The 11342-nt window shown below is 67.1% G+C and carries 13 protein-coding genes; 7 read left to right on the forward strand and 6 right to left on the reverse strand.

Annotation, left to right across the window (positions count from 1 at the left end; genetic code table 11):
* The first annotated feature begins 258 nt into the window (after positions 1 to 258).
* The 4 genes from BKN37_RS11675 to BKN37_RS11690 are packed head-to-tail and all read left to right on the forward strand — an operon-like array spanning position 259 to position 2422.
* A complete protein-coding gene (locus BKN37_RS11675; RefSeq protein ID WP_071025885.1) occupies positions 259 to 558 on the forward strand; it encodes a PE family protein in 300 nt (99 codons plus the stop codon).
* Between the two features lie 12 nt (positions 559 to 570).
* Positions 571 to 1788 (forward strand): PPE family protein, encoded by a 1218-nt coding sequence (locus BKN37_RS11680; RefSeq protein WP_071025887.1) that lies wholly within the window; start codon positions 571 to 573, stop codon positions 1786 to 1788.
* 41 nt (positions 1789 to 1829) lie between these two features.
* On the forward strand, positions 1830 to 2126 hold the full coding sequence (locus BKN37_RS11685; protein ID WP_071025889.1) for a WXG100 family type VII secretion target: 297 nt from the start codon (positions 1830 to 1832) through the stop codon (positions 2124 to 2126).
* An 11-nt stretch (positions 2127 to 2137) separates the two neighbouring features.
* Positions 2138 to 2422: a WXG100 family type VII secretion target gene (locus BKN37_RS11690; RefSeq protein ID WP_071025891.1), complete on the forward strand. Its 285-nt coding sequence runs from the start codon at positions 2138 to 2140 to the stop codon at positions 2420 to 2422.
* Positions 2423 to 2500: 78 nt separating this feature from the next.
* Here BKN37_RS11690 and BKN37_RS11695 read toward each other — a convergent pair whose 3' ends face one another.
* The 4 genes from BKN37_RS11695 to BKN37_RS11710 form a co-directional block, all read right to left on the reverse strand.
* Positions 2501 to 3580, reverse strand: coding sequence for a hypothetical protein (locus BKN37_RS11695; protein WP_071025894.1), 1080 nt, complete (start codon positions 3578 to 3580; stop codon positions 2501 to 2503).
* A 117-nt stretch (positions 3581 to 3697) separates the two neighbouring features.
* The gene (locus BKN37_RS11700) at positions 3698 to 4210 is read right to left on the reverse strand and encodes an SRPBCC family protein (protein ID WP_071025896.1); all 513 of its coding nucleotides are present in this window, start codon (positions 4208 to 4210) and stop codon (positions 3698 to 3700) included.
* Positions 4211 to 4240: 30 nt separating this feature from the next.
* On the reverse strand, positions 4241 to 5200 hold the full coding sequence (locus BKN37_RS11705) for a dipeptidase (RefSeq protein ID WP_071025898.1): 960 nt from the start codon (positions 5198 to 5200) through the stop codon (positions 4241 to 4243).
* 42 nt (positions 5201 to 5242) lie between these two features.
* The gene (locus BKN37_RS11710) at positions 5243 to 6133 is read right to left on the reverse strand and encodes an oxidoreductase (RefSeq protein WP_083341735.1); all 891 of its coding nucleotides are present in this window, start codon (positions 6131 to 6133) and stop codon (positions 5243 to 5245) included.
* Positions 6134 to 6205: 72 nt separating this feature from the next.
* Here BKN37_RS11710 and aspS point away from each other — a divergent pair, with 72 nt between their 5' ends.
* The 3 genes from aspS to BKN37_RS11725 all read left to right on the forward strand — a co-directional run bounded on the left by aspS (position 6206) and on the right by BKN37_RS11725 (position 8994).
* The gene (aspS, locus tag BKN37_RS11715; RefSeq protein WP_071025900.1) at positions 6206 to 7972 is read left to right on the forward strand and encodes an aspartate--tRNA ligase; all 1767 of its coding nucleotides are present in this window, start codon (positions 6206 to 6208) and stop codon (positions 7970 to 7972) included.
* A 130-nt stretch (positions 7973 to 8102) separates the two neighbouring features.
* Positions 8103 to 8504, forward strand: coding sequence for a PaaI family thioesterase (locus BKN37_RS11720; RefSeq protein WP_071025902.1), 402 nt, complete (start codon positions 8103 to 8105; stop codon positions 8502 to 8504).
* Between the two features lie 52 nt (positions 8505 to 8556).
* Positions 8557 to 8994, forward strand: a complete 438-nt coding sequence (locus BKN37_RS11725; protein ID WP_071025905.1) for a nitroreductase family deazaflavin-dependent oxidoreductase — start codon at positions 8557 to 8559, stop codon at positions 8992 to 8994.
* 11 nt (positions 8995 to 9005) lie between these two features.
* Here BKN37_RS11725 and BKN37_RS11730 read toward each other — a convergent pair whose 3' ends face one another.
* Together BKN37_RS11730 and BKN37_RS11735 are read right to left on the reverse strand one after the other, a co-directional pair.
* Positions 9006 to 9434, reverse strand: coding sequence for a transglycosylase family protein (locus BKN37_RS11730; RefSeq protein WP_071025907.1), 429 nt, complete (start codon positions 9432 to 9434; stop codon positions 9006 to 9008).
* 331 nt (positions 9435 to 9765) lie between these two features.
* Complete coding sequence (locus BKN37_RS11735; protein ID WP_105369105.1) at positions 9766 to 10800, reverse strand: hypothetical protein; 1035 nt, start codon at positions 10798 to 10800, stop codon at positions 9766 to 9768.
* Between the last annotated feature and the right edge of the window lie 542 nt (positions 10801 to 11342).

Here is an 11342-nt window from a genome sequence, read left to right on the forward strand (position 1 = left end):
AGCTAACAAAACCTGTTGTGAACGTGCGTCAATTGAGCCGCACTGCATGGAGAGGTTGCCTACTTGGTGCTCCGGACACGTCGCCCGATCGGACATGGTCCGGTCGGGCGCTCTACCTCCGGCGACCCCGATGGTGGGTCGTGGGAACGGGTCGGCCGTGTCCCAGCGTGGGGTTGCCCGGTGGTGCGCGAACCCGACCAGTCAACGACTGCTCACACACATCCGTGGGCGAGTGCTCAGGTTTAAGGAGGAGTACAGGTGTCGTTCGTCAATGCTGAACCAGAGATCATGTCGGCTGCGGCCGGAAACCTCGCGAGCATAGGTGACTCGATGACGGCCGGGGCGTCGGCCGCTGCGGGTCCGACCACGGGGGTGGTGGCGCCGGCCGCCGACCTGGTATCGGCGTTCGCGACCGCCCAGTTCGCGACGCATGCCGAGTTGTTCCAGGCGATCAGTGCGCAGGCCGCGGCGGTGCACGAACACCTGGTGGCCAATTTGACCTCCAATGCCAGCGCGTATGCCGCGGCCGAGGCCGCCAACGCGGCGACCACGGACTGAGCGGGGTAGGGAATGAGCTTTTTGGCGTTTCCGCCGGAGATCAACTCCGGGTTGATGTATGCCGGTCCCGGGTCGGGGTCGTTGATGGCGGCCGCGGCGGCCTGGGACGCGTTGGCCGCCGATTTGAGTTCCTCGGCGGTGTCCTACGGGTCGGTGGTCTCGGGGCTGACGAGCGGTCCGTGGACCGGGACCTCGTCGGCGGCGATGACGAGCGCGGTCGCCCCGTACGTGGCGTGGTTGCAGAACACGTCGGATCAGGCCGCGCAGATCGGTGCGCAGGTCAAGGCGCAGGCGGGGTTGTATGAGACCGCGCATGCCGGCACGATCCCGCCGCCGGTGATCGAGGCTAACCGGGCGCTATTGGCCGCGCTGGTCGCGACCAACTTTTTTGGGCAGAACACCCCGGCGATCATGGCCGCCGAGGCGATGTATGCGGAGTTCTGGGCGCAAGACGGCGCGGTGATGGACGCCTATATGGCGTCGTCGCAGTCCAATGTCTCCACGCTGCAAAAACCCAGTCCCGCACCGCAGGCCGCCAAGGCGACGGGGGTGGATCAGCTGATGGCCACCAAGTCTGTTGCGGAGAACGTGACGCAAAACGTCACGCAAGCGACCAACTCGCCCCTGGACGGACTGGGGGACATTTTCGGTCCGGGTGGCCTAGAGAATGTGCTCAATACTCTGAACCAAGAGCTTTCGCAGATCCCTATCGTGGGCAGCTTCCTGGGAACACAGCTCACCAATCCCGCGTCGCTGGCGAACTATGGCAGCATTCCGGCCCGGTTCGCCATGTACCCGATCAGCATGCTCATGCAGTTGGCGCGGATGGGGCAGATGACCGGCACCAGCGGCCTGACCGGGATGGGCGCCCCCGAATCGTTGATGACCGCCATCGGGCAATTCGTAGACGGGAAACTGCAGGGCGCGGTGGGGACGCTGGCCGGCCATTTCACCTCGGCGACCCAGGCGATTTCGGCGAAGCTGGGCCAGGCGGCGTCGATGGGTGCGCTCAAGGTGCCGCAGGCGTGGTCGGCGGCGGCCGGCGGCACCATGGTCCGGGCCGCGCCGGTGTTGCCGAACACCGCCGTCAGCGCCCCGGCGATGTCGTCGTCGGCGTTCCCGGGCGGTCCGTTCGGTCAGGCGCTGATGGGGGCGCTGAGCGGCAAGGGGCTCAGCGGTATTGCGGCCAAGGCGCCCAAGGTGATCCCACGCTCGCCGGTCGGCGGGTAATCGAGAACTGTTGACAGGCAACGAGTTAAGGAGATAAAGACATGCCGACGCGTTTTATGACCGATCCGCATCAGATGCGCGCGATGGCGGGCCGGTTTGATGTGCACGCTCAGACGGTTGAGGATGAGGCTCGCAAGATGTGGGCGTCGTCGATGAACATCACGGGTGCTGGTTGGGGTGGGACTGCGGCCAACACGTCCTACGACACGATGGGGCAGATGCAGACGGCGTTTCGCAACATTGTGAACATGCTGCATGGGGTGCGGGACGGGTTGATCCGGGACGCTAATAACTATGAGCAGCAAGAAGCCGCGTCGCAGACGGCCCTGAGCAGCTAAGGAGTTATCGCATGAGCATCAACTACCAGTTCGGGGATGTCGACGCGCATGGTGCGTTGATCAAGGCCCAAGCCGCCTCCCTGGAGGCTGAGCATCAGGCGATCATTGCCGATGTGTTGGCTGCCGGTGACTTTTGGGGTGGGTCGGGGTCGGTGGCCTGCCAGGAGTTCATCACCCAGTTGGGCCGCAACTTCCAGGTGATTTATGAGCAGGCGGCCACGCACGGCAATAAGGTGCAGACCGCCGGCGGCAACATGGCCTCCACCGACGGCGCCGTCAGCGCCAGCTGGGCCTAACACCACCGCTGCACGCGCGCCGAGTATGAACCGGAAGCGGGATTTCCCGCGCCGGTTTCACGCTCGGCGTTCGTCGTCTCAGCGTGCGGCAGCCACTGCCGCGCAAGCGCCCATCACCGTCATGCTGGCGTACGTCGAGGCGTTCGCCAAGTGTTGGTCGACCACCTCATAGGTCGGTATCGCGAACACAAACGCGTTGCGGTACTGCGCGGCCAGGTCGGCGAAATCCTGCAGGATGGGGTTGTCCGAGCGCAGGCCCAACTGCTGCATCTTCTTGGAATAGCTGTTCATCACCATCCCGACGGCCGAGTTGACGGCCTTTTGTTGCGGGTTCCAGAAGGTGGCCGGGACGTTGGGGTCCAGCTGCTGCCATTCGGCGGTGTCCGCCGCGAACTTGTCGGTGACCGACTTCCAGTCTGCGCACACGTCATTGGGTTGCGGCAGGAAGGGCACCGGATTGTTGGGATTGCCCACCGGGGCGGTCTGGTTCGGTGCGGGTGCGGGCTCCACCAACGGCCCGCGCACCGCCGCCGGGCCGTCGGTAATCGCGTTGCAGACCTCGGCCAGCGTCGCCGCGGCGCTGTTCGCGGTCGCCACCAGGTTGCCGTCCTTGGGCGTGTAGTTCTGCACGCGCTGACCGTAGGCCCGCGCGTAGGCAATGAACTGCTCGTAGAGTTCGCGCATCACGCGATGCGGCGTCAACTTGACCAATCCGACGGTTTGCGCGGCCGTGGTGCGCAACACTTGTGCGGCAGCCATATTCAGCTTGCGCTGCTCATCGTCCCACGCCGACGCCGGGATCGACTGATCCCGCTCGTTCCATTTGCCGCCGCCGATCGCGGCCAGGGTGCCCGCCAGGTTGCTGTCGATTCCGGTCCACGCGGTGCAGCTGGGGTCTTCGGTGATGACCCGGACCGGCCCGGTGTCCTGCGCGCTGGCGATGCCGGCGGTGTCGGCTGCGGAGCTGGGGGTAGACGGCGCTAGCCCGGCTGAATCCTTTGCAGTATCACCGCCGAACAACACCACGGCCACCAAGACGATCGCCACGACCGCTAAGACGATGACGGCGCCCAAACCCCATTTCAGGCTGTTGTTTGGTTTCGACTCGTCGATGTCGTCGTCATCGTCGTCGTCGTCATCGTCGGTGTCGTAGCTCACAACACCAAAGCTTAGAGCACGAAGTGCCCACCCCGGCGACGGACGGACGAATGCACTGCACCGGCAGCTCCCGTCGGGATTAAACGGCTTGGGCCGCTATGAGGTTTCGGTGCTCGGCTAGCTCTGCCGCACCGGGGCGAACCGCTTGTCGGTGTAGTGCCGCAAGTTGGTCAGAAACCGGCGGAAAGCCAGGTTCAACAGTGGTGAAACGATCGGCATCACCAGCCGCGCCGGGCCGGCCGGTTTCTGCGCCAGCGTCCAGGTCAGCCGACAACCGGTCGGGGTGGGCTCCACCCGATAATCCTCGGCGAATGCGGCCACTGCCTTGGACGAACATTCGTTGAACCGAAAAGCCATGCGGCTAAACGGCTCCCAGATGAGGAACTCTTCGTCGCCGATGATGCGGCCGCGCATGTGCACGGTCCGGGTGGTGCCGGCACCGCGGGGTTCGGGACTGGTCCAGATCACCTTGGTGATCACCGTGGCCCAGTGCGGCCACGACTTGGCGTCGGCGAGCACCTCGAAGACCTGCTCGGGGGTGATCGCCAGCTCCACGCTGTTGGAGAACCGGTACGGCGCCGTCTCGGTGAAGCCGACCTCGACGCGCTCACAGGGATATGTCTTTGCCATGGGGACCTCCGGATGCGGTTGGCTCACACCTTAGCGGTCCGCGGCGGGCCAGCTCTGTTCGGCAATCCGCTGGAAGTTCCCGCCGAGCACCGCGGCGACCTCGGCATCGGCCCAGCCGCGACCGGCCAGGTAGTGGCCGAGCTGGGCAAAGGTTTCCGGCGGCATCCAGCGGATCGGCCCCCACCGCGTGTAGCTCTCGTCGAACAGCCCTGGATTGGCGGTCAGCTCGGCTACGAAATCCTCACCGTCGAACGAGAAGTCCGTGCTGACGCCGACATGCTCGACACCGACCAGCTCGACGGCGTACTCGAGGTGCCGCGCCATGGCCTGCAGGGTGGGGGTGTTGGTTCCCAGGAAGATCCCGACGCTGGTGACCCCGATGACCCCGCCGGTGTCCGCACAAGCGCGCGCCTGATCGTCGGTGATGTTGCGCGGATGCTCCCAGACCGCGCGCAGACAGGAATGGCTGTAGACCACCGGACGCGTCGACACCGCGCACATGTCCAGACCGGTGCGAACGCTGCAATGCGATCCGTCGGGCACCATGCCCGCGGCGTTCATGGCGGCGACCAACGCGCGCCCCCACCCGGTCAGCCCGGTGTCGTCGGCGTCGAGACAGCCGCAGCCGGCGGCGTTGGCGTGGTTGTAGGTCGGCAGCATGGTGCGCACCCCGAGCGCGGCGAAGCGGTGCACGTTGTCCAGGTCGCCCTCGATGGGCGCGGAGTCCTCGAGATCAAATGCCACCGCGACGCGGCCGGCGCCGGTGATCGTCGCGACGTCGCTCAGCGCGCCGACCAGGTCCAGGTCCGGATGCGCGTGCACGGCGGTGCGGTAGTGATCCAGCGGCCCCAGTACGTCCCGGCACGAATGCGGTGCGTAGCCGACGTTGACCGAGACGAGCGTCCCGCCGCGGTACCGGGTGAGCAGCGAGACGTCGGCCCCGGGCTGCAACGGCAGGCACGCGTGCTGGTCCCACAACAACGACGCCATGGCACGTCATCCTGCCGGGTCAGCGCGTCGGGGGCAGCGGATTCAGCCCGGCCCGTCGCTGTCCGCGGCCAGCAGCGGTACCAGCACGTCGCCGATCGGGGTGGGCAGGCCGTGCCGGCGGGCGCGGACGGTGATGACCGCGTTGCGCACCTCCCACTCCAGGGCGCGATGCGCCTCCCGGTCGGCCAGCATCGAGGTGCCCATATCGGCGGGGCCCCGCGCAAACAGGCCCACCACGTCCTCGATCACCTCATCGCCCAACCGGGCGCCCTCGGCGCGCGCCACCGCCACACACTCGCCGGCGTAGGCGCGGGCCAGCGCGGCGACGTCGTCGCGGCGAAACATCCCGGCGCGCCGCCCGGATAACACCATCAGCCCCGCCACCGCGTTGACCAGCAGTTTGCGCCAGGCGGCGGTGGTGAAATCGGGGTCCAGGTCCACCGTGCAGCCGGCGTCGCGCAGCGGCGCCGCCACCGATTCGGCGGCCGGGCCCACCGGCAGCGCCAGCCGCGGCGTCCCGCGCAACCGCACCCAACCGTCGGGCTGGGTTTCGGCGCCGAACCAGATGATGCCCGGCAGCACCGTCGAGGTCGGGCAGTGCGGGGCCACCCGTTCGACCTGTTCGACACCGTTTTGCATGACACACACCACCGTGTCGGCGTCGCAGAGCTTGGCCAGCCAGCCCGCCGCGGCGTCGATCTGGGTGGTCTTGACCGCCAGGATGACCAGCCCGACCGGGCCGGTGACCTGGCCGGGGTCGATGTGCACCGGGCCGGGCACGATGATCGGGTCGGCGTCGTCGGGGCGCAGTTCGATCTGCGCCCGCGGGGTGTGCCCGCACAACAGCAGCCGATGCCCGGCCGCGTGCAGATAGGCGGCCACCGTCGCGCCGACGGCGCCGGGCCCCACGATTGCGATCGGTGCAGTGGCCATGGCACGGAAGTTACCGCCTGCCCGCCCCTCTACACTGGGCAGACTGTCCAAACCGTTCCCGAGGGGGTCTTTGTGCTGCGCAGCCACACCGCCGGTTCGTTGCGGGCCGCCGACGCCGGGGCGACGGTCACGTTGGCCGGGTGGGTGGCGCGGCGGCGCGACCACGGCGGCGTCATCTTCATCGACCTGCGCGACGCATCCGGCGTATCGCAGGTGGTGTTTCGCGACCCCGAGGTGCTGGCTCAGGCGCATCGGCTGCGCGCCGAGTTCTGCGTCGCCGTGACCGGTGTCGTCGAGATCCGGCCGGCCGGCAACGAGAACCCCGAGCTGCCCACCGGCGAGATCGAGGTCAACGCCACCGCGCTGACCGTGCTCGGGGAGAGCGCGGCGCTGCCGTTTCAGCTCGACGAGCCGGCGGGGGAGGAGGCCCGGCTGCGCTACCGGTACCTGGACCTGCGCCGCGAGAATGGTCCGGGCGCGGCGATCCGGTTGCGCTCCAAGGTGAATGCGGCCGCCCGGGCGGTGCTGGCCGGCCACGACTTCGTCGAGATCGAGACACCGACCATGACCCGGTCCACCCCGGAGGGGGCCCGCGACTTTTTGGTGCCGGCCCGGCTGCAGCCCGGCTCGTTCTACGCGCTGCCGCAAAGCCCGCAGCTGTTCAAGCAGCTGCTGATGGTGGCCGGGATGGAGCGCTACTACCAGATCGCGCGGTGCTACCGCGACGAGGATTTCCGCGCCGACCGCCAACCGGAGTTCACCCAGCTCGACCTGGAGATGAGCTTCGTCGACGCCGAGGACGTCATCGCGATCGCCGAGGAGATCCTGGCCGCGCTGTGGGCGCTGATCGGCTACCAGCTGCCTCGGCCGCTGCCCCGGATGAGCTATGCCGACGCTATGCGCCGCTTCGGGTCCGACAAACCCGACCTGCGGTTCGGGCTGGAACTCGTCGAATGCGCGGAGTTCTTCAAGGACACCACCTTTCGGGTGTTCCAGGCGCCGTATGTGGGTGCGGTGGTGATGCCGGGCGGGGCGTCGCAGCCCCGGCGCACCCTGGACGGCTGGCAGGAGTGGGCCAAGCAGCGCGGGCACAAGGGGTTGGCCTACGTGCTGGTCGGCGAGGACGGGACCCTGTCCGGGCCGGTGGCCAAGAACCTCACCGACACCGAACGGGCCGGGCTGGCCGGGCACGTCGGCGCCGCGCCGGGGGACTGCATCTTCTTCTCGGCCGGACCGGCCAAGGCCTCCCGGGCGCTGCTGGGGGCGGCGCGCGTCGAGATCGCCAAGCGGCTGGACCTGATCGACCCCGACGCGTGGGCGTTCACCTGGGTGGTGGACCCGCCGCTGTTCGAGCCGGCCGACGAGGCCACCGCGGCCGGGGAGGTCACCGTCGGCGGCGGGGCGTGGACGGCGGTGCACCACGCGTTCACCGCGCCCAAGCCGGAGTTCGAGGCGGCGCTGACCGCCGATCCCGGTGCGGTGCTCGCCGACGCCTACGACGTGGTCTGCAACGGCAACGAAATCGGCGGGGGCTCAATCCGTATCCACCGCCGCGACGTGCAGCAGCAGGTGTTCGCGGTGATGGGTCTGGACGCCGAGCAGGCTCAGGACAAGTTCGGATTCCTGTTGGACGCGTTCAGTTTTGGCGCGCCCCCGCACGGTGGTCTGGCGTTCGGCTGGGATCGGGTGGTGGCGTTGCTGGCCGGGGTGGACTCGATCCGGGAGGTGATCGCGTTCCCGAAGTCCGGCGGCGGGGTCGACCCGCTGACCGACGCGCCGGCGCCGATCACCGCCCAGCAGCGCAAGGAATCCGGCATCGACGCCAAGCCGCAGCCGTAGTTTTCGGTCATTGCCGCCGAGTGTGGAGTTGGTCCACGCCTTTCCGGTTGGCCCGTGACCTAACCCCACACTCGGCGGGTCATTCGGGGTGGTACTTCCGTCTGCGGGCACGGTAGGCCAAGCTGCCCCTATGGACACCAACGAATTGGCCCACCTGGCCGCCGCCATCCCGTTCGCCGCCGCCCTGGGCATCGAGGTCGGGGAGGTGACCCCGCAGCGGGTGACCGCCACCATGGACTGGGCCGCCGAACGGTGCACCGCCGGCGGCGTTTTGCACGGGGGAGCGCTGATGGCGTTCGCCGACACCATTGGCGCGCTGTGCGCGGTGGCCAACCTGCCGCCCGGTGCCGGCACCTCCACGATCGAATCGAAGACCAACTTCTTCCGCGCTGTGCGCGGCGGTGTCGTCACCGCGACCTGCACCCCGCTGCACGTCGGGCGGACCACGATCGTCGCGCAGACCAACCTCACCGACGATCGGGGCAAACTGGTCGGCCAGGTGACCCAGACCCAGGCCGTGCTGTCCGGATAACCGGGGGCGTTGCGCCGGAATAGCGACGGCACCGCTGCGGGTTGTGCCCGTCATGGCACAGCAGATTCCGGACGCCGACACGATCAAGGCGTTCAACACGAGCATCGTCGAGGAGTTCCGCGGTAACGGCGGCAAGGTGGGTGGCCAGTTCGCGGGTGCCGACCTGTTGTTGTTGACGACGACGGGCGCGAAGTCCGGTCAGCCGCGGGTGGCGCCGCTGGCGTATCTACGCATCGACGGCAAGCTGATCATCATCGGCTCGTACGCCGGGGCCGATATCCATCCGGCGTGGGTGCACAATCTGCGGGCCCATCCGCGGGCACACGTCGAAATCGGCACCGAGTCTTTCGAGGTCACCGCCCGCGAGTTACCGCCCGCCGAACGGGATGCGGTCTTCCCCCAGATCGTGGCGGCGGCACCGGGTTTCGCCGACTATCAGGCCAAGACGACGCGGGTGATCCCGCTGTTTGAGCTGCAACCGACGGGGTAGCGTCGCGGGGCCTAGTGCGGCACCCACCCCCAGATCGTTTTGACGACGGTGCGGAACGGCCGCCACACCGGAATATCGGGGATCATGCCGGGGCCGCACCGGGGCCACGCCTCCGGTCCCTGCACCGCCAGGACGCGGTTGGCGACCGCGATCTGCTCGTCGCGGGGGGCGTCGGCCGGTGAGCCCACCCCGCCGAATTCGCGCCAGGTCGACTCCCGGAACTGCAAACCACCGTAGAAGCCGTTACCGGTGTCGGCGGACCAATTCCCGCCGGATTCGCACTGCGCGACCGCGTCCCAATTCACCGAATCCGCGTGGGCAACCGCGGCCGAGGGGCCCAGGAGCGCCGCAACCCCGCCGGCAAGAAGCCCGGATCGGGCCAATGACCTGCGACGGCGCTTTGGCCGGACGACACGCCGAAACCTCACCTTGCGTTGCATATAACAACCTCCGTGATAGGTGTTAACGCGCGAGGCTTCCGAGCTTAACGGGATGAATGGTGCAATTTACAACTTTATGTAACTGAAGTTGTATAAGTTGTTGAAATCGACTTGTGATATGTAAGTTATAGATGTGACTGATGTGGTTTTTGATTCTGTTGTTATGTGTTAGGAGTTATTAAAGTTATGTAGAGTGACTCAAGTGGCGTGAGTGGTTGGGGTCTGTCGGCCCGCGCCGCGAGCCCGAAGACGAACAATCGGCCCTCCCCATCGGTGGGGAGGGCCGATTGCCGTGGTGCTCACCTGCCGCAGGGGCAGGCCTCGAGGGGATTTAGAGGAACGAGAACCACATCGACGGGTCGCCGAAGATGGCCGCGAACTCGGTGGGCAGCTGGGTGAAGACATCGGTGATCGCACCGAGGTCGAACCCGCTGAACAGGTCGCTGATATTGAACAGATCGGCCAGGTTGCCGATGTTCAAGATGCTGCCGAGCTCGGCCAGCAGATCCGTGGCGCCGGCCGCCGGCGCGATGGCCTCCGCCAGTTGCGCGGGCAGGTGCAACAGGGCGGCGATCGGCCCGCTGAAGAAGTCGTCAAGCGGGCTGAGCAGCCCCGGCGCACTGATGGCGTCATACCCGTTGAGGAACGCGCCGGTGACGGTGGCGGGCAGATTGATGAGGTCCCCGAACGCCGTCAGCGGATCCCCGGCCTGTATCGCGTCAAGGGTTCCTTGCAGGCTGTCGCCCAACGCGGTCCACGACCCATAGATCGGCTGCAGGAGACCCAAGAACAGCGGGAGCGCGGTGTTCAAATTCGTCAGCGTGCTAACGATGTTGGCGAAGTTCTGCGCCATCGTGGCGGGAATGTCCAGCGCACCAGACCCCAGGAGCGGAAACGCGGCGGCCAGCAGCCCACTGAGCGCGGAACTCCACAGGTTCGCGAACGACCCGGTGATGTTGCCTTGCAGCAGGGCGTCGAACGCCTCCCCGAGGAGATACTGAAAGCTGTTGTAGTCATCGCCGGTGAGGTAGGTGAACAGGCCGGAGAGAGCGCCGGTGCCTGCCGTGACGAGGGTTTCGCCGTAGCCGAGCTGGTTGGTGAGCACCTGCGTCAGTAGCGGGAACGGGTCGGCGAGCCAGTCGGTGGCGATCGTCGACACGTTTTGGAACGCCTCCCCGAACACGTTGACCCACGGCGTGATCGGGTCGAGGGCGGCCAGGCTCAACGCGTCGTCGACCGCGCCGGTGAGCTGGATCGCGGGAGCGTGGATCTCGGGTAGCGACGTCGCGAGGGGAGTGACGGCGATCATGCTGGCGCCGGTAAGCACGACGCCAGCGGTGACCCAGGGCCGAAGGGCTAGCTGCATTGCTCTCCTTATCAGGTGTCGTTGTGACGGGTTTCACGCCGACGAGCCGGACGCTACCTGATAGTAGCCTTAACGACAACTGAAATACGGAAATTCCATAAGTCCACCTATGGTCCCAGCAATGGCGGACGATTGCGTGCGGCTTTGCCGATGTGTCGGTAGCCAGGCTGGCGTCTCGGCCGGCTAAATGCCGTGGCCCGCGGGGCGGTCCCCCCGGTGCTGGCGGCTCGATGCCGCCGTTGGGGTCGTTTGCTGCTATCGCATACATGCTCTCCAATGCGGGAGTTCGCCCGACGGCGCGCCGCGATGTTTGCGCAGGTGAGGCCTAGCCGCCCACGCGTGGAACCACCTCTCGGTTTTGCGCCGCGCGTGGGATCCCCCGCAGCGCGGGTGGTGCTACCCCCGACGATTTGTCGATAGCGTCCCGTGGAGTGGTGGACTTCGGATCGGGCGTGGTTCACGCGTTGTGATCAACGAGTCATGTTGAACGCTAGGCGATTTGGTGTTGTTTGGCAAGGGCTGCCGCGGCGTGTTTTTTGGCG

The sequence above is a fragment of the Mycobacterium talmoniae genome (assembly GCF_001854525.1).
Lineage (GTDB): Bacteria > Actinomycetota > Actinomycetes > Mycobacteriales > Mycobacteriaceae > Mycobacterium > Mycobacterium talmoniae.